Genomic DNA, 20,270 nt, shown 5'->3' with positions numbered 1-20,270 from the left:
GGGCAAAATCGGGGCGGAGGGCGGCGGCCCTTGCCCCCAATGGCGGTTTATGGTATGATAAAAAGAATCCAATAGAACCGGAGGAAGACCGTGAAGATAGGAAACGTGGAGATCGACTCCCAGCTGGTGCTGGCCCCCATGGCGGGGGTCACCGACCTAGGATTCCGCACCATTTGCCGGGAACTGGGGGCGGGCTACACCGTCACCGAGATGGTGAGCGCCAAGGCCCTGTGCTACCAGGATAAAAAGTCCATCCCGCTGCTGAAGCTGGGGGAGGGGGAGCACCCCGCCGCCGCCCAGATCTTCGGCTCCGACCCGGCGTGCATGGAGGAGGCTGCCGCCATCGCCGGGGAGGTGTCCGGGGCGGACATCATCGACATAAACATGGGCTGCCCCGTGCCCAAGGTGGCCAATTCCGGGGACGGCTCGGGGCTCATGCGTACCCCGGACCTGGCCGTCCGGGTGGCCGAGGCGGTGGTGAAGGGGGCGGGGAGCCGCCCTGTCACCGTGAAGATGCGTCTGGGCTGGGACAAGGGCTCCATCAACTGCGTGGAGCTGGCCAAGGCTATGGAGGAGGCAGGAGTGGCCGCCGTGGCCGTCCATGGCCGCACCCGCAGCCAGCAGTATGCCGGTACCGCCAACTGGGACTACATCCGGGAGGTGAAGGAGGCCCTGCACATCCCGGTCATGGCCAACGGTGATGTTTTTGCGGGAAAGGATGCCGTGCGTATCCTCCGATGGACCGGCGCTGACGCCGTGATGATCGGCCGCGGCTGCTTCGGCGATCCCTGGCTCTTCCAGCAGGCCCAGGCCGCTCTGGAGGGCAGGGAGATCCCGCTCCTGCCCCCTCTGGCGGAGCGGTGTGCCACTGCCATGCGGCAGTTTGAGATCAACGCTGCCCACAAGGGGGAGAAGATCGCCTGCCTGGAGGCCCGGAAGCAGTACTGCTGGTACCTGAAGGGGGTACCCCACGCGGGCTACTGGAAGGAGCAGATCTGTCACGTGGAGACCATGGAGGACCTGCGGCGGATCACGGCTGGCATCCAGCGGGATCTGAAATGATTTGATGAGGAAGGAAAGGCGGGTGAAGGGTCGCCTTGACGGAACAGGAGCTGGTGGAACGGGCCAAAAAGGGGGAGGAGGCCGCCTTTGAGGTCCTGGTCACCGACAATGAAAAGCGCATCTACAATCTCTGCCGGCGGCTCACCGGCAACCCAGAGGACGCCGCTGAGCTGACCCAAGAGGCATTCCTCAATGCCTGGCGGGGGCTGAGCCGCTTCCAGGGGGAGAGCAGCTTCTCCACCTGGCTTTACCGGCTGGCCTCCAACGCCTGCATTGACTTCCTGCGAAAGGAGAAGCGGCGGCAGAATCTCTCCATGACGGTCTCCCTGGATGACGAGGAAGAGGCGCGGCAGGTGGAGCTCCCCGACGAGCGGTATGCCCCCGAGCGGGAGCTGGAGCGTACAGAGGTTCGGCAGGCGGTGGCGGCGGGGCTGGAAAGGCTCACCCCGGAGCACCGTCAGGTGCTGGTCATGCGGGAGATCAACGGTTTGAGCTACGCCGAGATCGGTGCGGTCCTGGGATTGGAGGAGGGGACGGTGAAGTCCCGCATCGCCCGGGCCAGAAATGCCCTGCGAAAAGTTTTGACGGAGCGGGGGAACTTTTTTGGCGAGCTTTCGTCTAGAAAGTGATGAAACAAAGGAGAGGAGGTGACCTGCCATGTGCGACTGCGACCGCGCTCTGGAGCTTTTGAGCCTGGAGCTGGACGGTGAACTGACCCCAGAGGAGAAAGGTGAGCTGGAGGCTCATCTGGCTGCCTGTGAGGAATGCCGCGGGGCGGCGGAGGAGCTGCGGCAGCTCCACACCATCCTGCCGGAGCTGGAGGAGGAGGTGCCCGACGGACTCCACCAGGCCATCATGGACAGGGTCGGAGCGGAAAAGGTAGTTCCCCTCTCCAGGGTGAGCAAAAAGTCCCACATCCAACGCTGGGCCTCTCTGGCGGCGGTCTTTGCGGTGATCCTGCTGGGCGCGGGCACCCTGAAGACCCTACAGAGCGGCGGCTCCACCGCAACCGCCCCGGCGGCGGCGAGCGTGACCACGGCGGAGGCCACCCAGGATACGGCGGATGCCGCTGTGGGCGAAGGCGTCAGCGGTGGCGCCGAACAGCCCGAGACAGACGGCAAGTCCAAAGAGAACGCCGTCTCCAACCATGAGGAGGCCCAGCCTGCGGAGAGCGTGCCTGTGCTCGTCCAGGATGACGCAGAGGAGAACAGCAGCGGCGGTGCCGCCCTGCGGATGAGTCCGCCCGCGTCTGCCCAGCCCACACCGGCTCCCACTCCGGCGGCGGAAGACAGCGGGAGCAGCCAGGAGAGGGCCAACCAGGCGATCACGTTCAGCGTCATGCCGGCGGAGGCGGCCACCAACGACGGAGCTGCCCAACCTGACGCGGACACCACTGAGACCCTGCGGGCCAACTGCACCGCCTGGCTGGCGGATTCCACCTTTGACCAGAAGGACCGGGTGGATACCACCCTGGTCTCTGTTGCCCAGGTCACAGAGGGGGACCTGGCGGCGGCGGTCTGTGATGACGAAAGCGCCGCGCTGCTGGATGCTGCCGACTGGGCTGTGACCCTGGGAGATACCACTGGCCACGACTACGCGGTTCTCCTGTGTGACAGCGAGACCCTGGCCGTTCTGGGCTATCTGCCTATTGCGTGATAAGAAAAGAGCGCGTGCTCACGATAAAACGTGATCACGCGCTTTTTTCGTGTTCTTAAGCTGAGCACGGAGCCGAAACACGGTCCAGAAGAGCCGGAAAATCTGCCCAGTGCACCAGGGTGAGGTGGTCGGCGGCAGGAGTATTCTGGGAGGACCAGAGGGGGGAGAGGGCGCCGGTGTACCATACCGGCTGGATGCTGCCGACTGGGCTGTGACCCTGGGAGATACCACTGGCCACGACTACGCGGTTCTCCTGTGTGACAGCGAGACCCTGGCCGTTCTGGGCTATCTGCCTATTGCGTGATAAGAAAAGAGCGCGTGCTCACGATAATACGTGAGCACGCGCTTTTTTCGTGTTCTTAAACTGAGCACGGAGCCGAAACACGGTCCAGAAGAGCCGGAAAATCTGCCCAGTGCGCCAGGGTGAGGTGGTCGGCGGGGGGAGTATTCTGGGAGGACCAGAGGGGGGAGAGGGCGCCGGTGTACCATACCGGCTGGATGCCGCAGGCGGCGGCGCCGGCGATGTCACAGGCGGGGTTGTCGCCGCAGTACCACACCTCGTGGGGCTCCAGCTCCGCCATGGTGAGGGCCAGCCGGAAGATCCGGGGGCTGGGCTTGCGGAAGACGTACTCACTGGTGGCCAGAATGAATTCGAAGCGGTGGTTGGGCAGCAGGCGGTCCAGCCGGGCCCGGAGGGCGGCGCCGGAAAAGGAGAGATTGCTGATGACGCCGGTGCGGATGCCCCGCGCCGCCAGAAGGTCCAGCAGGGTGTGGATGCCCTCGGTGGGGCGGCCCGGGGCGGCAGCATCCCAGTAGAGGGTCTCCAGTTTCTCCTCCGGCAGGGAGAAGGAGAGGCGCTGGGAGGCAAAGACGTACCGCTGGAAGGGAAGGTTGTGGGTCTCGTAGAGGGGGATGTGGCCGTCGGCAGTGCGGAAGCGCTCCATCTCGGCCTCCAGGGCGTCGATGTAATCGGCCAGCTCCCGGGCCGTACGGCCCAGGGGGTTGGCGTCGGCGTGAGCCAGCACCGCCTCCATGCCCAGCTCCTTGTTGAAATAGGGCTCGTCGATGAGGGTCTGGCCGTAGTCAAAGAGCACCATTTTCGGGTGATTCGGGGCCATGAAAAATTCTCCTTTCGTGGCAGACAAATCGTATTTTCTTCCGCAATCATACCGGTTCTGGTCCCTGTTGTCAAAGAAAAGAGGGGGCGGCTTGGAAGGAATTTGTATGGAGACTACATTTTTTATAAAAAATGAGTTGTCAATCGCCGTGTATTGAGATATAATGACTAAGACAGTGGCGCATAGAAACGGGCGGCGCTTTCGTGAGATCCCAAATGTAAGGAGAGGAAACAAGATATGAGCTATTCCGTACAAAATATTCGCAACGTATGCCTGCTGGGCCATGGTGGAAACGGAAAGACTTCCCTGGCTGAGAGCATGCTGTTTCAGACCGGCGCCATTGACCGTCTCGGCAAGGTGACCGACGGAAATACCACCTGTGACTACGACGCAGAAGAGGTCCGCCGTCAGTTTTCCATCTCCACCGCCGTGGCGCCCGTGGAATATAAGGGATGCAAGATCAACATTCTGGACACCCCCGGCTACTTTGATTTCTCCGGTGAGGTCATGGAGGCCCTCCGTGTGGCCGATGCCGCCATCATCGTCTGCTCTGCCAAGAGCGGCATGAGCGTGGGCGCCGAGAAGGCCTGGAAGTACTGCGAGGAGCGGAAGATGCCCCGCATCCTCTACATCTCCAAGACCGACGAGGACAACGCCGATTACAACGCTGCCTTCGAGACCCTCCGGGAGCGCTTCGGCAAGAACGTAGCCCCCGTGGTGGCTCCCATCTGGGATGAGAACAAGAAGGTCATCGGTATCATCGATGTGCTCAACAAGCGCGCTTACGACATCGAAAACGGCAAGCGCCACGAGATCCCCGTGCCCGAGAACAAGCAGGAGGTCCTGGACGAGCTCTACAACGCTCTGGTGGAGTCCGTGGCCGAGACCAGCGAGGAGTTTATGGACCGCTATTTCAACGGCGAGGAGTTCACCTACGCCGAGATGATCCAGGGCCTCCACGCCGGCGTGAAGGATCTGTCCCTCTTCCCGGTGGTGTGCGGCTCCGCCCTCACCGGCCTGGGCACCCAGATGCTCCTGGACAACATCGTCAACCTCCTGCCCTCTCCCCTGGAGGGCAAGTCTGAGACCGGCGAGGACGACCACGGCGACGTGGTGGAGTTCGCCGTCTCCCCCGGCGCCGTGCCCGTGGCCTTCGTGTGGAAGACCGTCTCCGACCAGTACGGCAAGTACTCCTATGTGAAGGTCCTCTCCGGCACCATCGAGTCGGATATGCCCATGGTCAATGCCCGCACCGGCCTCACTGAGAAGCTGGGCCGCCTCTATCAGGTGAAGGGCAAGAAGACCGAGGAGGTCAAGAAGCTCTCCTGCGGCGACATCGGCGCCATCGGCAAGATGGATAAGCTGAAGACCGGCGACACCCTGTGCGACGCCCGTAATGTCATCAAGCTGGAGCCCATCAGCTTCCCCGAGCCGGTGTACTCCATGGCCATCTCCCCCAAGACCAAGGGTCAGGACGACAAGATTGCCGCCGGCCTTGCCCGCCTGGGTGAAGAGGACCAGACCTTTACCGTGGTCAACAACGCCGAGACCCGCCAGGTGGTGGTGTCCGGCACCGGCGACATCCAGCTGGATGTGCTGGTGTCCCGTCTGAAGAGCCGCTTCGGCGTGGACGCCGAGCTCTCCACGCCTCGTGTTCCCTACCGGGAGAAGATCCGCAAGAAGGTGGAGGTCCAGGGCCGCCACAAGAAGCAGACCGGCGGTCACGGTCAGTTCGGCGACGTGTGGATCCGCTTCGAGCCCAGCGACCAGGAAGAGATGGAGTTCTGCGAGGAAGTCGTGGGCGGCGCTGTGCCCAAGAACTACTTCCCCGCCGTGGAGAAGGGCCTGCGGGAGGCTGTGCAGCACGGTGTGCTGGCCGGTTACCCCGTGGTGTACCTGAAGGCCACCCTGTACGATGGCTCCTATCATCCCGTGGACTCCTCCGAAATGGCCTTTAAGACGGCCGCCCAGCTGGCCTACAAGGCCGCTCTGGCCCAGGCCAACCCCGTGCTGCTGGAGCCCATCGGTGAGCTGAAGGTCACCATTCCCGACAGCTATATGGGCGATGTCATCGGCGACCTCAACAAGCGCCGCGGCCGTATCATGGGCATGAACCCCGACCACGACGGCAACCAGATCGTGGAGGCCGAGGTGCCCATGGGCGAGATGACCTCCTACGCCATCGACCTGCGGTCCATCACCCAGTCCAGAGGCTCCTTCACCTATCACTTCGTCCGCTACGAGGAAGCCCCTCCTGCCGCTCAGGAGAAGGCCATCGAGGCGGCTAAGGCTATGCAGGACGCCGAGTAAATTTCCCACGTTTCCCGGAGGGGCTTCCTCGGGGGCCCCAGCTCCGCTGGGGCGGCGCGTCCGCGCCGCACAAGCGTCTTGGACCGGAGGGCCAAGACCTTGGTGCAGGCGGACTTCACTTCCGCCGAGCAAGTGAAGTCCTGAAAGGGACCCCATTTGAGCCACGGCTCAAATGGGAAGTGCCCCTCCTGCGGCTCAGGAGAAGGCCATCGAGGCGGCCAAGGCCATGCAGGACGCCGAGTAATAGATCCGCGTTTCCTGGGGGCTTCCTCGGGACCCCAGCGGAGCCGGGGCGGCGCGTCTGCGCCGCACAAGCGTCTTGGACCGAAGGGCCAGAACCTTGGCGCAGGCGGAATTCACTTCCGCCGAGCATGTGAAGTTCTGAAAGGGCCCCCATTTGAGCCGTGGCTCAAATGGGAAGTGCCCCTCCTGCGGCTCAGGAGAAGGCCATCGAGGCGGCCAAGGCCATGCAGGACGCCGAGTAATAGATCCGCGTTTCCTGGGGGCTTCCTCGGGACCCCAGCGGAGCCGGGGCGGCGCGTCTGCGCCGCACAAGCGTCTTGGACCGAAGGGCCAGAACCTTGGCGCAGGCGGAATTCACTTCCGCCGAGCATGTGAAGTTCTGAAAGGGCCCCCATTTGAGCCGTGGCTCAAATGGGAAGTGCCCCTCCTGCCGCCCAGGAGAAGGCAATTGAAGCCGCCAAGGCTATGCAGGACGCCGAGTAAGCGTCAGAGCATCCATCCAAGATAGGAAAAGGTCCCCCTTCCATTCTGAACTGCCCCAGATTGTGCGGACAGTACAAAAAAGAGCCCTTAGTAGGAAAGATTAAGTTTTAAGCGGAGAGGCGTCGCGCCAGCGGCGCCTCTCCAGTTTTTAACTGGATGCGCTCATGGTTATAGAAGTAAATATAGCGGTCAATCATCTCATTGGCTTCGGAAAAGGTCGCCGGTTTGTGGCGGTAAATACATTCTGTTTTGAGGATAGAGAAGAAATTTTCCGCCATGGCGTTGTCGTACGGGTTTCCTTTCCTTGACATGGATGGTGTGATTCCGTATGCTTGAGTCAGATTGAAGTATGCTGCAGAGGTGTACTGAAATCCTTGGTCGCTGTGGAGCTGCAACTCCGCAGCGACCCTCTTTTTCTCCTGTTTCATTGCCAGATGAACGGTATCCAGAACCAAATTCACTGTCTGCTGGGTTCCAGTCTTGTAGGCGATGATGCTGTTGTCATAGAGGTCCCGGATTATGGAAAGGTACAGCACACCCTGCCTGGTGTGGATGTAGGAGATGTCTGTTACCCATTTGCTGTTAGGTTTGTCCGCATGGAACTCCCTGTTCAGCAGATTCCTGTATTTGTGTGCCTGCCGCCCCATCTGCTGCCATTTCCTGCGGCGGCGGATCTCCGAGAGCAGATCATATTTCTTCATGATTCGCAGCACAGTTTTGGGATTGCAGAAGATATTCCGGCTTTTCAGCCACAGCCACATCCGCCGGTAGCCGTAGGTGCGGAAGCTGCGTTCCCGCTGCTGTGCGATGAGCCCCGCAAGAGCCGCATCCTTTTCTGGCTTGCCTAGGCGATGGACAAAAGCATAGTAGCCGCTTCTGGACACTCCAAAGAATTTGCACATGACTGCCACTGGATACTCTGTCCTGTGACGATAGATGATATGATACTTTACCTTTGCTCTCACTTCCTTTCTGTGAAGCGCAGAAAATCCCGCAGTAGTTTATTTTCCATGCGAAGCCGTTGGATCTCACAGGCCTGCTCTGCCACAACGTCTCCTGGCGCAGCATCTTTTCTCGGCCGTCCTTTCGGTCGTGGGCGGATTCCGGCTTCCAGTTTTCGTTCTTTACGGCGCTCACGCTCAAGTAGTCTTTTTACCACCTGCTTATTCCGGAAGCCATAGTATTCTGCGACTTCCCGCTGTGTTTTCCCCTCTGCCAACATGGCCTTGATCTCTGGTAAAAGCATTTGAACGTGTGTGTAATTTCGTTTCTTCATGACAAAACCCCCTGATGTAGTCTATTTTCCTACATCAGGGGGGCTTTTGTCACTGTCCGTTTTTACTGGATCTGTTCATTCGGAAGGGGGACCTTTTTTGCGAGGTGGCATGAGTCAGACTGAGGCAAAGCCGTGCTTGGGCAGCTCCTGGAGGGCCAGCTCTACCGCCCGGCGAAGGTACTCCTCCAGACGGCAGTCCTCGGTGCCGGCAATGAGGGTGCCGCAGGTGGGGGAGGGGATGAAGATCTTGACGCACTCGGCGCCGGAGACGGCGGAGGCCACCGCCGGGGAGACCTCTCCCATAATGCCGTTGGCCAGAATGACGCCGATGGGCCCCAGGATAAGGTCGGCCCGCTGGGCGTTGTAGCACAGGGCGTTCTCGCCGGTGGCGCCACGGGCGGCGCCCGCCTTGAGCATGGCGCTGGTGGCCAGGGAGTTGGTGCCGGCGCACAGGAGCTCACAGCCCTCCGGCAGACGAGGCCGGAGCAGGCTCACCAGCCGGGCGCCGATGCCGCCGCCCTGGCCGTCGATGATGAGGATGCGCATGGGATCAGATCCTTCCTTGGTGGTTTGATCCGGTCCGTCAAAAGACCGGTAAGACTTCTCTTTGACATTATACGGGGGAAAACCTCCGCTGTAAAGGTGATAAAATGACTGTACAGAGAGAAAAAAGCATGATATAATGATCACGACTGGTTCCCCACCCAGTCCAACCGGCGCGGAGAAAGCCGTCCGGACGCCATGTGCCCTGCGTCCGGGGAAAGGGACCCGCGCCGCTGTACGCGGCACACGTACTCTAAACAAAAAATGGAGGTTCTTTTTCATGCGCAAAAGTCCTGTCCGCGATCTGACCCTGGCGGCCATGGTGGCCGCCCTGTACGCCGTGCTGAGCTACTTCAGCAACATTTTTGGACTGGCCTACGGACCCATCCAGTTCCGGTTCTCCGAGGCCCTGTGCGTCCTGCCCTTCCTGTTCCCGGCCACCGCGCCGGGGCTCTTTGTGGGCTGCCTCATCGCCAACCTGCTCTCGCCCTACGGCGCCATGGACATCGTGGTGGGCTCCCTGGCCACCCTCATCGCCGCGGTGTGGACCAGCAAGGTCCGCCACTGGTGGATGGCCTGGCTGCCGCCGGTGCTGTGCAACATGGTGCTGGTTGGCTTCACCATCGGCTTTGCCGAGGTGGGCATCACTGCCGCCCTGCCCGCCGCCTGGATCTACAACGGTGTCACCGTGGGCATCGGCGAGTTGGGCGTGTGCCTGGTGCTGGGTACCATCCTGCTGCGGGCCATGCCCCAGATCAAGTTTTTCCACGACCTTATCCCGGAGGGACGTCTCACCCACGCGTGAGGCCTGCCCTCTGCCAATGGAGGAGATCAGATGAAAGTACGGAAAGCCGTCATCCCGGCAGCCGGGCTGGGGACCCGGATGCTGCCCGCCACCAAAACGGTGCCCAAGGAAATGCTCCCCCTGGTGGACAAGCCGGTGATCCAGTATATCATCGAGGAGGCTGTGGCCGCCGGGATCGAGGATATCCTGGTGGTGACCAACCGGGCCAAATCCGCCATGGACGACTATTTTGACTACTATCCTGAGCTGGAGGAGCGCCTGGCCCGGGCGGGCAAGGAGCGGGAGCTGGCGGAGGTCCGCCGGGCCGCTGATCTGGCCAACATCTTCTATGTCCGCCAGAAGGAGACCAAGGGTCTGGGCCACGCCATCTGGCGGGCCAAACGCTTCGTGGGGGACGAGCCCTTCGCCGTCCTCCTGGGCGACGACATCATGCGCTCCCAGACTCCGGTCATCGGACAGCTCATTGCCGGTGCCGAGAAGTACGGCGCCTCCTGCGTGGGGGTGCAGCAGGTGAGCACCGAAGCCATCTCCAAGTACTCCTCCGTAAAGGTGGCGCCCCTGGAGGAGCGGATCTTCCAGGTCAGCGACATGGTGGAGAAGCCCCGTCCCGAGGAGATCTTCTCCAACTACGCCATTCTGGGCCGGTATGTGCTCCAGCCCGGCATCTTCGACATTCTGGAAAACCTGAAGCCGGGCTACGGCGGGGAGATCCAGCTTACCGACGGCCTGAAGGAGCTGTGCAAGCGGGACAAGATGGTGGCGGTGGATTTTGAGGGGAAGCGGTATGATACCGGCAACCTGAAGGGCTTCCTGGAGGCCACCATCGACTTCTCCCTGGCACACCCGGAGACGGGTGAGTGGCTCAAGGGTTTCCTGAAGGAGAAGGCCGGGCAGCTCTGAGCGCCGCATCCATAGAAATGACAAAGCGTCCCCAGGAGGGTATTGAACTGCCCCAGATTGTGCGGACAGTACAAAAAAGAGCCCTTAGTAGGAAAGATTAAGTTTTAAGCGGAGAGGCGTCGCGCCAGCGGCGCCTCTCCAGTTTTTAACTGGATGCGCTCATGGTTATAGAAGTAAATATAGCGGTCAATCATCTCATTGGCTTCGGAAAAGGTCGCCGGTTTGTGGCGGTAAATACATTCTGTTTTGAGGATAGAGAAGAAATTTTCCGCCATGGCGTTGTCGTACGGGTTTCCTTTCCTTGACATGGATGGTGTGATTCCGTATGCTTGAGTCAGATTGAAGTATGCTGCAGAGGTGTACTGAAATCCTTGGTCGCTGTGGAGCTGCAACTCCGCAGCGACCCTCTTTTTCTCCTGTTTCATTGCCAGATGAACGGTATCCAGAACCAAATTCACTGTCTGCTGGGTTCCAGTCTTGTAGGCGATGATGCTGTTGTCATAGAGGTCCCGGATTATGGAAAGGTACAGCACACCCTGCCTGGTGTGGATGTAGGAGATGTCTGTTACCCATTTGCTGTTAGGTTTGTCCGCATGGAACTCCCTGTTCAGCAGATTCCTGTATTTGTGTGCCTGCCGCCCCATCTGCTGCCATTTCCTGCGGCGGCGGATCTCCGAGAGCAGATCATATTTCTTCATGATTCGCAGCACAGTTTTGGGATTGCAGAAGATATTCCGGCTTTTCAGCCACAGCCACATCCGCCGGTAGCCGTAGGTGCGGAAGCTGCGTTCCCGCTGCTGTGCGATGAGCCCCGCAAGAGCCGCATCCTTTTCTGGCTTGCCTAGGCGATGGACAAAAGCATAGTAGCCGCTTCTGGACACTCCAAAGAATTTGCACATGACTGCCACTGGATACTCTGTCCTGTGACGATAGATGATATGATACTTTACCTTTGCTCTCACTTCCTTTCTGTGAAGCGCAGAAAATCCCGCAGTAGTTTATTTTCCATGCGAAGCCGTTGGATCTCACAGGCCTGCTCTGCCACAACGTCTCCTGGCGCAGCATCTTTTCTCGGCCGTCCTTTCGGTCGTGGGCGGATTCCGGCTTCCAGTTTTCGTTCTTTACGGCGCTCACGCTCAAGTAGTCTTTTTACCACCTGCTTATTCCGGAAGCCATAGTATTCTGCGACTTCCCGCTGTGTTTTCCCCTCTGCCAACATGGCCTTGATCTCTGGTAAAAGCATTTGAACGTGTGTGTAATTTCGTTTCTTCATGACAAAACCCCCTGATGTAGTCTATTTTCCTACATCAGGGGGGCTTTTGTCACTGTCCGTTTTTACTGGATCTGTTCAGTATCCTCCTGGGGACGCTTTTTATATGGACAACTTACAGATTGGGCATTTTTGCGGTGGGCATCATGAGGACCTTGCCGGTGCCCCGGTAGACGTTGACCAGACCCTCACCGGAGGCGGCGGAGCCGATGAGACTCTTGCCGGAACGCTCCACGGTGAACTCCAGGCTGGAGCTCCAGGCGATGGCGTAGTTGCCGTCGATCTTCAGCACGTCATTTTGCAGGGTGATCTCCACCAGCTCCTCACGGGGACACTCAGACTCGATGCAGAAGGTCCCGCTGCCGTTGAGGCTCAGGTTGAAGAGACCTTCGCCGCCGGCCACGGCGGAGGAGAGGTTGGAGCGCATGACGGCCTTGTGCTGAAGCCGGGAGTCGCAGGCCAGGAACAGCCCGTCGTCCAGCACCACGGAGCCGCCCCATTCTGCGGCGTCCATGAGGATGAGGTGGCGGTAGGTGGGCTCCAGCACCAGCAGACCGTCGCCGGTGTACTCCGGCTTGATGGTCGACTCACCGGAGGCCTTGCCCCGGACGGCCTTGCTGAAGAGATCGCCCACACCCTTGATGCCGGTGGTGGCGTTTACATTGCCCAGCATCCACTGCATGGCGCCGGCCTGGATGGTGACCTGAGCCTTGCTCAGATCACACACCAGCTGGCGCTTTCTGACGTTCATCTGGGCACTATAATAAGCGGTAATGGCGGATGAAGGGGTAACGCTTAGGTCGCGCTGGTACTCGATGACGGAGAACGGCCCAAGCTGGGAGAGGATTTTGACGTCATCGTTGTCCATGAAATTGGAAACCTGATACATAAAGACGCTCCTTCATACAAGTGCTCTCAAGACAATGCGGCCGTGTTCAGCCGGGTAGCCTGATGCAGGGCCATTGTATCACAAGGAGGGGACAGGCACAATGCCCGTCAGAAGAAAAGAGCCAGGCTCCAGGCGGCGGTGGCGGCCAGGGCACCGGCGGCGGCGTAGGCCGGGGCCGGGATAGACTGGAACCATTTCCCGGGGACAGTGCTACGGGAGACATAGTTTTTCGCTGCCTGCTGGGCCTCACGCAGGACCTGCTCCGGGCTGGCACCCTCGGAAAGGGCGCCCTCCTTCAGAATAAAGATGGCCTCCTCGAAGAGGCGGGGGTCAGGGGATTTGACCACGATGACCTGTTTGTTGATGCCTTTGACCATGATGATGCCGCTCCTTTATGGGAAAGAAAAGTTTCCCTAACAGTATGGCCCAATTTTTCTTCCATGATTCACCGCTCATAAGAAAGACGCCGGGACCGTACACTAAGGGCGAGACTTTTGTGGGAGGCGGGAACGTGCGGGAACAGAGAAAACGGCTCATTTTATCCCTGGCCCTGATCTTTCTGTTGAATATACTCATCATCACCATGGTGCAGACCGCCCAGGCGGCCACCTATCGTCGGGGTTCCTCGGGGCAGACGGTGCGCACCATCCAGGAGAAGCTGATCCGCTGGGGCTACCTGGACGGGACGGAGGATGGGATCTATGGCAGCAAAACCGAGGCGGCGGTAAAGCTCTTTCAGAAGAAGAACGGCCTCACCGCCGACGGTGTGGTGGGTCCCGCCACTCTGAAAGCGCTGGGTATGTCGGAGTGGAGCACCTCTTCCTCGGCAGCGGACAGCGAGGTGGCCCTGCTGGCCAAGGTCATCTCGGCGGAGGCCAGAGGAGAGCCGTATAGCGGCCAGGTGGCGGTGGGAGCGGTCATCCTCAACCGGGTGAGCCACCCCTCCTTCCCCAACACCATCGCGGGCGTGGTGTACCAACCCGGAGCCTTTACCTGTATGGTGGACGGACAAATCGACCAGCCGGTGGCCGACTCCGCCGTCCGGGCCGCCCGTGACGCCCTCAACGGTGCCGACCCCAGCGGCGGCGCCATCTACTATTTTAACCCCGATACGGCCACCAGCGCCTGGATCTGGTCCCGCCCACTCATCAAAGTCATTGGCAGCCACCGATTCTGCGCCTGATGAAAACAAAAAAGCCGGACATGCGTTTGCATGTCCGGCTTCGTGTTGCCAATTAGTCGGTGACGAAAGGCAGCAGAGCGATCTGACGAGCCTGCTTGATGGCCTGGGTCAGCTGACGCTGATGCATGGCGCAGGTGCCGGTGGTCCGGCGGGGCAGGATCTTGGAACGCTCGGAGAGGAACCGACGCAGCTTGGCGGCGTCCTTGTAGTCGATGTGCTCGACCTTGTCCACGCAGAAGCTGCAAACCTTGCGGCGCTTGCGGCCGCGGGGACGCTCTCTATCCATAGGCATGGTATATACCCTCCTTATTCAGAAATGATGTTTTTATCAGGTGCCGTTCTTTCAGAACGGCAGTTCTCCGTCGTCGTCGTCCAGCTCGGCAAACTGGTTGCCGCCGCCCATGGGGGCGGTGTAAGCCGGGGGAGGCACGGGGGCGCTGGGGGCCGGGGCGGAATAACCGCCGCCATAAGAGCCGCCGTAGCTGCCGCCGCCCTCGCCGTCCCGCTTGGAATCGCCGAAGTAGACGTTGTCGGCCACCACCTCAGCGGTGGTGCGCTTGTTGCCGTCCTTATCGGTCCAATCCCGCATCTGGAGACGGCCCTCCACGATGGCCATGCGGCCCTTGGTGAAGTACCGGGAGACGAACTCGGCGGTGGCACGCCAGGCGACCACATTGACGAAGTCGGCCTTCTTTTCACCGGTCTCTCTGTCCTTGAAATCCCGGTCCACCGCCAGACGGAGGGTGGCTACGGCCACCCCGGAGGGGGTGTGCCGCATCTCAGGGTCCGCCACCAGGCGGCCCTGAAGGAAGATCTTGTTGAGCATTTCTGCCGCTCCTTACTGCTCGTCCTTGCAGACGATCATGGAACGCATCACGCCGTCGGTGATCCGCAGCACGCGGTCCAGCTCGGCGGGGAAGGCGGCGTCAGCCGTAAAGGTCATGAGAACGTAGTAGCCCTCGTTCAGGTCGTTGATGGGATAGGCCAGACGGCGCTTGCCCCACTCGTCAACCTCGGCCACGGTGCCCCGGGCCTCAGCCATGGTCTTGAACTTGGCGACCATAGCGGCGATGGCCTCCTCACCCATAGCGGGGTCGAGGATGTAGACCACCTCGTAGTTGCCATTGACTTTTGCCATGTTTCTTGCACCTCCTTATGGACATATGGCCCCTGCTCGTGCAGGAGCAAGGATGTTGCCTGCCAGATTCCAGACAAGCTACATTATTATATATGAAATCTGACATTTGTCAAGGGGTTTTTAGAGAAAAAGAAGCAAAAAATGGGGGCTGTTCCGAAAAACAGCCCCCATTTCGTGTCGGTCACTGGAGCTCCACGGCGATGGCCGGGGAGAACGCCGTCTCGCGGGTGAAATTCAGCTTCAGCTCCACAGTGTCCCAGGGGTAGTCCCGCAGGGAGAAGGAGATTTCGTGGAGCCCCTCCTCCAGGTTTTCCTGCCCGGGCTCGGAGGCGTGTGCGGTGGTTCCCATGGAGTCAAAGGAGTGTTCGCCGCCCTCCGGGTCCCGGTAGTTCCAGGAGATGAACTGCTGGATGCCGGGGGCGAGCACCACGCAGTGGACGTCCTCACCCTGCCGGTCGGCGGAGAGGAACTCCACTCCCTCCGGGAGCCAGCCGGCCTCGCCGGTGTTCAGGTCCACCGTGACCCATTCCTTGTCCTTGTCCAGCCACCGGGCTCCGGTGATGTAGAGGGTGAGGTGCTTGGGCGAGCGGAAGAAGCTGCTCTCTAAATAATAGTGAATGACGTCGTTGGTGCCGTCCTCGCCGCTGGACACCAGACGGCCGCTGCCGCTGGAACGGGAGCCGGCCTCGTAGCGGTTCCCCTTCTCGTCCTCCAGGTAGAAGTCCAGGCCGTCCAGCCAGGCGGTGTTGTCCGGGTCGGAGGACACCGCCAGCCGGGCGTGGGTGGGGTTCACCACCAGCTCCCGGAGGAGGAGCCGCTGGCCGTCCACCTCCACCCACTGGTCCAGGGGAATGGTCTCCCCTGGGACGGTGAAGCGGTCGTCCAGCTCCAGGTCAAAGGTAAAGGTGGCCACCACCTCCGGTTCCTGGGCAGGTTCCGGCTCATCCCAGATGCTGGAGTCAGCGGGGGCGACGGCAGAGCCGTCTCCCGCCTCTTTCTGGGCGGTCACCGCGCAGGTGAGGCGCAGGGCCTCCGGCACCTGGAGGTCATCGGCGTAGTTGACGTTGAAGTCACCCAAATCGCCGGCAGTGGTCTCGCTGCTGACGATGGAGTAACCCTCCAGTTCCTCACCGTCGGAGCCAGTGATGCTGGGGTAGACGTGGTAGCGGTTATGGTCTCCGCCGGAGACGGAGTAGAAGAAGTTGATCTGCATGGTGTCCAGGATCAGATATTCCAGCCGGAAGGTAATGCCGTTTTCCGTCTGCTCCTGGTCCACCACCTGGACAAAGTCGTTCTCCACCGCCGCCTTTAGGCTGGGGGAGAGGGCCACTGCCGCCGCCAGGTCCCGGAGGCCGGGGATGCGCCCGCAGGCCTGGGCGAAGGGAACGCAGCAGTTCACCAGCAGCACGAAGGCCGCCGCCACGCCCCCCAGGGAGGCCACAGGGATGCCCAGCCACCGCTTGAGGGTACGCTTCCGGGCCCGGGCCTTGGCCCGCTCCACCGTGCCCTCCAGCTCCGGCGGCGTGTCGCTCAGCTGGGCCACCAAGGCCCAATATTCCTCGTTTCGGTTCATGAATTGGCCGCCTCCTCTCCGTCGGTGAGCTCCAGCCGCAGCAGCCGGAGGGCCTTCCGCTGACGGGTGACCACGGTGCCCTGGGGGATATCCAGGGTCCGGGCGGTCTCCGCCAGGGTGAGGCCGGTAAAATACCGTAGAATGATCACATCTTTCAGCTCCCGGGGGAGTCGCCCCACCGCGTCCCGGAGGGGGAGGGCGTCAAAGGACTCCTGGGCGGTCTCGGGCAGCTCCGCCATGGCCACCTCACGCTTGTGCCGCCGCAGCTCGGCGTTGCAGGCGTTGATGAGGATGCGGGTGAGCCAGGTGTCGAAAAAGGCCTCCTCCCGCAGCTTGTGGCAGGAGCGCAGACCCAGGTACACCGCCTCGTCCACGGCGTCCACGGCCAGGGACTGGCTCCCCAGATACAGGAAGGCCATGCCGTAGAGCTTGCCCTTCAGGGCGTCGGCCCGGACGGCGTATTCCTGCTGTGTCATGGGCGTCCCTCCTTTCTGACCATTAGATGAATGGGGCGGCGCTTTTGATTGCGGAGAGAAAAATTTTATTGTATAATGGCTCCTGAATACGGGGCCGCTCCGGCGCGGCCCATTTTGGAGGACAAGACCCTTGGATGAACTGACCCGGCTCCCCATTCCGCTTTTACAGTGGTACCACGAAAATGCCCGTACCCTCCCCTGGCGGAGCGACCCCACCCCCTACCACGTGTGGGTGTCGGAGATCATGCTCCAGCAGACCCGGGTGGCGGCGGTGCTGGAGTATTACCGCCGCCTCATGGAGGCCCTGCCCACCGTGGCCGACCTGGCGGCGGTGGAGGAGGACAAGCTCCTGAAGCTGTGGCAGGGCCTGGGCTACTACAACCGGGCCCGGAACCTGCAAAAGGCCGCCCGGCAGGTGGTGGAGGAGTTCGGCGGGACCTTCCCCGGCGACTATGAGACGCTCCTGGGCCTCTCCGGCGTGGGGGAGTACACCGCCGGGGCCATCGCCTCCATCGCCTTCGGTCAACCGGTACCCGCCGTGGACGGCAATGTGCTGCGGGTGGTATCACGGCTTACCGGGGACGGCAGCGACATCACCAAACCGGAAACCAAAAAGCGGATGTGGTGTGACCTGAAGGCAGTCATCCCGGTCCGTGCGCCGGGGGACTTCAACCAGGCCATGATGGACCTGGGGGCCACGGTGTGCCTCCCCAACGGGGCGCCGCTGTGTGAGAAGTGCCCGGCGGCGGATTTTTGCCGGGCTCGGCTGGAGGGCCGCACCGGGGAGCTCCCCTACAAGCCGCCGAAAAAGGCCCGGCGGGTGGAGGACCGGGTGGTCTTTCTGCTCTTCCACGACGGCAAGGTGGCCCTGCGGCAGCGGCCAAAGAAGGGGCTGCTGGGGGGGCTGTGGGAGTATCCAAACGAGCCCGCCCCGGCCTGGGACTGCCTGGAGGACTGGGGGATCGAACCCCTGGACCTCACCGACGGCGGCACAGGCAAGCACATTTTTACCCACATCGAGTGGCGCATGACCTGCCGGGTCATGGAGACCGCCGGTGAAACCTTGCCGGAGGGCTGGGTGTGGGCGGGGCAGGAGGCGCTGCGGCGGGACTACGCCGTGCCCAACGCCTTTCAGAGCTTTCAACACCTGGTGGAAGAACGGGTGCGCTAATACAAAAGAAGAGGGAGAAAGAGATGGCAAAGCTGTATTTTCGATACGGAGTGATGGGCTCCAGCAAGACGGCCAACGCCCTGATGGTGCGCTACAACTACGAGGAGCGGGGCCAGGAGGCCCTGCTGGTGAAGCCGGAGATCGACCAGCGGGACGGGGCCAAGTTCGTGGCCTCCCGGATGGGCCTGAGCCACCCCTGCATCTACTTTTCCGAGATGCGCGCCATGCCCGAGGAGGAGCTCAAAAAGTACGCATGCGTTATCGTGGACGAGGCCCAGTTCCTCAGCCGGGAGGAGGTCCAGTTTTTGGTCCACATCGTGGACGACTGGAACGTGCCGGTGATCTGCTACGGCCTCCGGGCCGACTTCTCCGGGCAGCTTTTCCCCGGCTCCCAGGAGCTGCTGGCCACCGCCGACATCATCGAGGAGGTCAAGACCATCTGCTGGTGCGGCAAGAAGGCCACCTGCAACGCCCGCTTTGACAAGGACGGCAAGGTCCTCCGGGAGGGGGAGCAGGTGGTGCTGGGGGCCAATGACCAGTACATCGGCCTGTGCCGCAAGCACTGGCGGGAGGGTAACCTGGGGCCTGACTTCCGCCCGTAAAGGGCTTATCCCAAAAACCTTCCCCCTGGAAGGGGGAAGGTGGCGGCGCAGCCGACGGATGAGGGTGCGCTTCGACGGTGGCTTTGTCCAATGATCCGGCACCCCCTCGTCCGCTCCAGTGTGCGCACTGGAGCACCTTCCCCCCTGAGGGGGGAAGGTTTTGACGGCCATGGGGCGCAACGACCCCGGCGCGCCAAACCACGGTGCCTTACTCCCCTACCTCGGGAGAGAAGGACTCCACGGCCAGGAGAAGGCCCAGGCGGATGCCATCACGGAAACAGTACATCCCGTGGGCCTGGACCGGGTTTTCCGCCAAGTACTCCGGCCATTGGTCAGGGTTGGGATCGCCGATCATGGCGTGATAGAGTTCGTCCATCAGAAGGGACATATGGACCACCTCCAATATGAAGTTTCTAGCATGCTGATTATAATATGCTAGAAACTACATGTCAAGGGAGAACGAGCATGGTTTTTAATGAACGCATCAAGATCCTTCGGAAGGAAAAGAAAATAACCCAGACACAGGCGGCAGAGGCGGGAAAGATGACCATTCGGGCTTACCAGCGTCTGGAAAATGAAGAGGCCAAGCCCCACTATGACAGCCTTTTGAATCTGGCAAACTTTTATGGGGTCTCCGTGGACTGGCTCATGGGCCGGACGGAGGACCGGGAGGTCCATCAGCTATGATCTGTAATCTGTGTCCCCGGCTGTGCGGGGCGGAGCGTACCGAGACGGTGGGGAAGGGTCACTGCCGGATGCCGGAAGCGCCGGTGCTGGCCCGGGCCGCCCTCCATATGTGGGAGGAGCCGCCCATCTCCGGCAAAAATGGCTCCGGCACCATCTTTTTCTCCGGGTGCAGTCTGGACTGTGTCTTCTGCCAGAATGACAGCATCAGCCACCAGGACTTCGGAAAAGCGGTGACGGTGGAGCGGCTGCGGGAGATCTGCATGGAGCTCATCGCCCAGAGGGCCCACAACATCAACTTTGTGAACCCTACCCACTACGCCCACGTAATCGCCCGGCTGCTGGAAGAGCCTCTCTCCGTGCCGGTGGTGTGGAACTCCGGGGGCTATGACCGGGTAGAGACCCTGCGGGTGATGGAGGGCAAGGTGGACATCTACCTCCCCGACCTCAAGTACCTGACGCCGGAGCTCTCGGAGCGGTACTCAGGGGCGGCGGACTACCCGGAGGTAGCAACGGCTGCCATCCGGGAGATGGTGCGCCAGACGGGCCCCTGCGTGGTGGAGGACGGCCTTCTGAAGCGGGGCACCGTCATCCGGCACCTGGTCCTTCCCGGCCGCCTTGCCGAGGCCAAGCGGGTGATGGACTTTATTTTGGAGGAATTTCCAACCGGGACGGTCCTCTTCTCCCTCATGAGCCAGTATGTGCCCCAGGGCCGGGCGGCGGAGCTCCCGGAGATCGACCGGCGGCTGCGGGGCTCGGAGGCCAGAAACGCCCAGGCCTACATGGAGGCTTTGGGGTTGGAGGGCTTCACTCAGGAGGGGAGCGCCGCCGACGCAGATTATATCCCCCCACTTGATCTCACCGGTGTGTAAAACTGTGGACAAAGCC

At 61.3% G+C, this 20,270-nt stretch carries 26 protein-coding genes; 12 read left to right on the top strand and 14 right to left on the bottom strand.

Features of this window, described 5'->3' with window-relative positions; genetic code table 11:
- Positions 1 to 90: 90 nt before the first annotated feature.
- The 4 genes from dusB (at position 91) to E0E29_RS14030 (ending at position 3,022) form a co-directional block, all read left to right on the top strand.
- Positions 91 to 1,062 carry a tRNA dihydrouridine synthase DusB gene (gene dusB / locus E0E29_RS14045; protein WP_130850373.1) on the top strand — a complete coding sequence of 324 codons (972 nt, stop codon included), beginning with the start codon at positions 91 to 93 and terminating at the stop codon, positions 1,060 to 1,062.
- A 35-nt stretch (positions 1,063 to 1,097) separates the two neighbouring features.
- A complete protein-coding gene (locus E0E29_RS14040) occupies positions 1,098 to 1,691 on the top strand; it encodes an RNA polymerase sigma factor (protein WP_130850372.1) in 594 nt (197 codons plus the stop codon).
- Between the two features lie 28 nt (positions 1,692 to 1,719).
- Positions 1,720 to 2,718 (top strand): anti-sigma factor family protein, encoded by a 999-nt coding sequence (locus E0E29_RS14035; protein ID WP_130850371.1) that lies wholly within the window; start codon positions 1,720 to 1,722, stop codon positions 2,716 to 2,718.
- A 109-nt stretch (positions 2,719 to 2,827) separates the two neighbouring features.
- Positions 2,828 to 3,022, top strand: a complete 195-nt coding sequence (locus tag E0E29_RS14030; RefSeq protein WP_130850370.1) for a hypothetical protein — start codon at positions 2,828 to 2,830, stop codon at positions 3,020 to 3,022.
- A 55-nt stretch (positions 3,023 to 3,077) separates the two neighbouring features.
- Here the strand turns inward: E0E29_RS14030 and E0E29_RS14025 are convergent, their stop codons facing one another.
- The gene (locus tag E0E29_RS14025) at positions 3,078 to 3,836 is read right to left on the bottom strand and encodes an HAD family hydrolase (protein ID WP_165449914.1); all 759 of its coding nucleotides are present in this window, start codon (positions 3,834 to 3,836) and stop codon (positions 3,078 to 3,080) included.
- A gap of 237 nt (positions 3,837 to 4,073) precedes the next feature.
- Here E0E29_RS14025 and fusA point away from each other — a divergent pair, with 237 nt between their 5' ends.
- Positions 4,074 to 6,146, top strand: a complete 2,073-nt coding sequence (gene fusA / locus E0E29_RS14020; RefSeq protein ID WP_130850368.1) for an elongation factor G — start codon at positions 4,074 to 4,076, stop codon at positions 6,144 to 6,146.
- An 833-nt stretch (positions 6,147 to 6,979) separates the two neighbouring features.
- Here the strand turns inward: fusA and E0E29_RS14015 are convergent.
- The 3 genes from E0E29_RS14015 to E0E29_RS14005 all read right to left on the bottom strand — a co-directional run bounded on the left by E0E29_RS14015 (position 6,980) and on the right by E0E29_RS14005 (position 8,694).
- Positions 6,980 to 7,783, bottom strand: coding sequence for an IS3 family transposase (locus E0E29_RS14015; protein WP_242622339.1), 804 nt, complete (start codon positions 7,781 to 7,783; stop codon positions 6,980 to 6,982).
- A 50-nt stretch (positions 7,784 to 7,833) separates the two neighbouring features.
- Positions 7,834 to 8,148: an imidazolonepropionase gene (locus E0E29_RS14010; RefSeq protein WP_130848458.1), complete on the bottom strand. Its 315-nt coding sequence runs from the start codon at positions 8,146 to 8,148 to the stop codon at positions 7,834 to 7,836.
- Positions 8,149 to 8,262: 114 nt separating this feature from the next.
- Positions 8,263 to 8,694: a DUF3842 family protein gene (locus tag E0E29_RS14005; protein WP_130850367.1), complete on the bottom strand. Its 432-nt coding sequence runs from the start codon at positions 8,692 to 8,694 to the stop codon at positions 8,263 to 8,265.
- A 277-nt stretch (positions 8,695 to 8,971) separates the two neighbouring features.
- Here E0E29_RS14005 and E0E29_RS14000 point away from each other — a divergent pair, with 277 nt between their 5' ends.
- Positions 8,972 to 9,496, top strand: coding sequence for a QueT transporter family protein (locus E0E29_RS14000; protein WP_130850366.1), 525 nt, complete (start codon positions 8,972 to 8,974; stop codon positions 9,494 to 9,496).
- A 30-nt stretch (positions 9,497 to 9,526) separates the two neighbouring features.
- A complete protein-coding gene (gene galU, locus E0E29_RS13995; protein WP_130850365.1) occupies positions 9,527 to 10,396 on the top strand; it encodes a UTP--glucose-1-phosphate uridylyltransferase GalU in 870 nt (289 codons plus the stop codon).
- A 104-nt stretch (positions 10,397 to 10,500) separates the two neighbouring features.
- Here galU and E0E29_RS13990 read toward each other — a convergent pair whose 3' ends face one another.
- The 4 genes from E0E29_RS13990 to E0E29_RS13975 all read right to left on the bottom strand — a co-directional run bounded on the left by E0E29_RS13990 (position 10,501) and on the right by E0E29_RS13975 (position 12,932).
- Positions 10,501 to 11,304 carry an IS3 family transposase gene (locus tag E0E29_RS13990; protein WP_242622339.1) on the bottom strand — a complete coding sequence of 268 codons (804 nt, stop codon included), beginning with the start codon at positions 11,302 to 11,304 and terminating at the stop codon, positions 10,501 to 10,503.
- A gap of 50 nt (positions 11,305 to 11,354) precedes the next feature.
- A complete protein-coding gene (locus E0E29_RS13985; RefSeq protein WP_130848458.1) occupies positions 11,355 to 11,669 on the bottom strand; it encodes an imidazolonepropionase in 315 nt (104 codons plus the stop codon).
- Positions 11,670 to 11,781: 112 nt separating this feature from the next.
- Entirely contained in the window at positions 11,782 to 12,555 is a 774-nt protein-coding gene (locus E0E29_RS13980) for an AIM24 family protein (RefSeq protein WP_130850364.1), read from the bottom strand.
- 107 nt (positions 12,556 to 12,662) lie between these two features.
- Entirely contained in the window at positions 12,663 to 12,932 is a 270-nt protein-coding gene (locus tag E0E29_RS13975) for a translation initiation factor 2 (protein ID WP_130850363.1), read from the bottom strand.
- Between the two features lie 134 nt (positions 12,933 to 13,066).
- On the opposite strand from E0E29_RS13975, the gene sleB reads away from it, so the two are divergent.
- On the top strand, positions 13,067 to 13,738 hold the full coding sequence (gene sleB, locus E0E29_RS13970) for a spore cortex-lytic enzyme (RefSeq protein ID WP_278045156.1): 672 nt from the start codon (positions 13,067 to 13,069) through the stop codon (positions 13,736 to 13,738).
- Positions 13,739 to 13,790: 52 nt separating this feature from the next.
- On the opposite strand, the gene rpsR is transcribed toward sleB, so the two are convergent.
- The 5 genes from rpsR to E0E29_RS13945 all read right to left on the bottom strand — a co-directional run bounded on the left by rpsR (position 13,791) and on the right by E0E29_RS13945 (position 16,925).
- Positions 13,791 to 14,030, bottom strand: a complete 240-nt coding sequence (rpsR, locus tag E0E29_RS13965; protein ID WP_130850362.1) for a 30S ribosomal protein S18 — start codon at positions 14,028 to 14,030, stop codon at positions 13,791 to 13,793.
- A gap of 51 nt (positions 14,031 to 14,081) precedes the next feature.
- Complete coding sequence (locus E0E29_RS13960; RefSeq protein WP_130850361.1) at positions 14,082 to 14,564, bottom strand: single-stranded DNA-binding protein; 483 nt, start codon at positions 14,562 to 14,564, stop codon at positions 14,082 to 14,084.
- Positions 14,565 to 14,576: 12 nt separating this feature from the next.
- Positions 14,577 to 14,876: a 30S ribosomal protein S6 gene (rpsF, locus tag E0E29_RS13955; RefSeq protein ID WP_130850360.1), complete on the bottom strand. Its 300-nt coding sequence runs from the start codon at positions 14,874 to 14,876 to the stop codon at positions 14,577 to 14,579.
- Positions 14,877 to 15,057: 181 nt separating this feature from the next.
- The gene (locus tag E0E29_RS13950) at positions 15,058 to 16,449 is read right to left on the bottom strand and encodes a DUF4179 domain-containing protein (RefSeq protein ID WP_130850359.1); all 1,392 of its coding nucleotides are present in this window, start codon (positions 16,447 to 16,449) and stop codon (positions 15,058 to 15,060) included.
- A complete protein-coding gene (locus tag E0E29_RS13945; RefSeq protein ID WP_130850358.1) occupies positions 16,446 to 16,925 on the bottom strand; it encodes a sigma-70 family RNA polymerase sigma factor in 480 nt (159 codons plus the stop codon). The genes E0E29_RS13950 and E0E29_RS13945 overlap by 4 nt, the downstream gene beginning before the upstream one ends.
- Before the next feature lie 130 nt (positions 16,926 to 17,055).
- Between E0E29_RS13945 and mutY the strand changes: the two genes are divergently transcribed.
- On the top strand, positions 17,056 to 18,096 hold the full coding sequence (gene mutY, locus E0E29_RS13940; RefSeq protein ID WP_130850357.1) for an A/G-specific adenine glycosylase: 1,041 nt from the start codon (positions 17,056 to 17,058) through the stop codon (positions 18,094 to 18,096).
- 23 nt (positions 18,097 to 18,119) lie between these two features.
- Entirely contained in the window at positions 18,120 to 18,698 is a 579-nt protein-coding gene (locus E0E29_RS13935) for a thymidine kinase (protein ID WP_130850356.1), read from the top strand.
- A 208-nt stretch (positions 18,699 to 18,906) separates the two neighbouring features.
- On the opposite strand, the gene E0E29_RS13930 is transcribed toward E0E29_RS13935, so the two are convergent.
- Positions 18,907 to 19,086 (bottom strand): hypothetical protein, encoded by a 180-nt coding sequence (locus tag E0E29_RS13930; protein WP_130850355.1) that lies wholly within the window; start codon positions 19,084 to 19,086, stop codon positions 18,907 to 18,909.
- A gap of 77 nt (positions 19,087 to 19,163) precedes the next feature.
- Between E0E29_RS13930 and E0E29_RS13925 the strand changes: the two genes are divergently transcribed.
- Together E0E29_RS13925 and E0E29_RS13920 are read left to right on the top strand one after the other, a co-directional pair.
- A complete protein-coding gene (locus tag E0E29_RS13925; RefSeq protein ID WP_165449913.1) occupies positions 19,164 to 19,385 on the top strand; it encodes a helix-turn-helix domain-containing protein in 222 nt (73 codons plus the stop codon).
- A complete protein-coding gene (locus tag E0E29_RS13920) occupies positions 19,382 to 20,254 on the top strand; it encodes a radical SAM protein (RefSeq protein ID WP_130850353.1) in 873 nt (290 codons plus the stop codon). The genes E0E29_RS13925 and E0E29_RS13920 overlap by 4 nt, the downstream gene beginning before the upstream one ends.
- The last annotated feature ends 16 nt before the right edge of the window (positions 20,255 to 20,270 follow it).

Origin of the sequence: Intestinimonas timonensis (genome assembly GCF_900626145.1) — a bacterium.
GTDB lineage: Bacteria > Bacillota > Clostridia > Oscillospirales > Oscillospiraceae > Intestinimonas > Intestinimonas aquisgranensis.
Note: the sequence above shows the minus strand (reverse complement) of the source record. Positions and strands in the feature narration are given on the sequence as shown.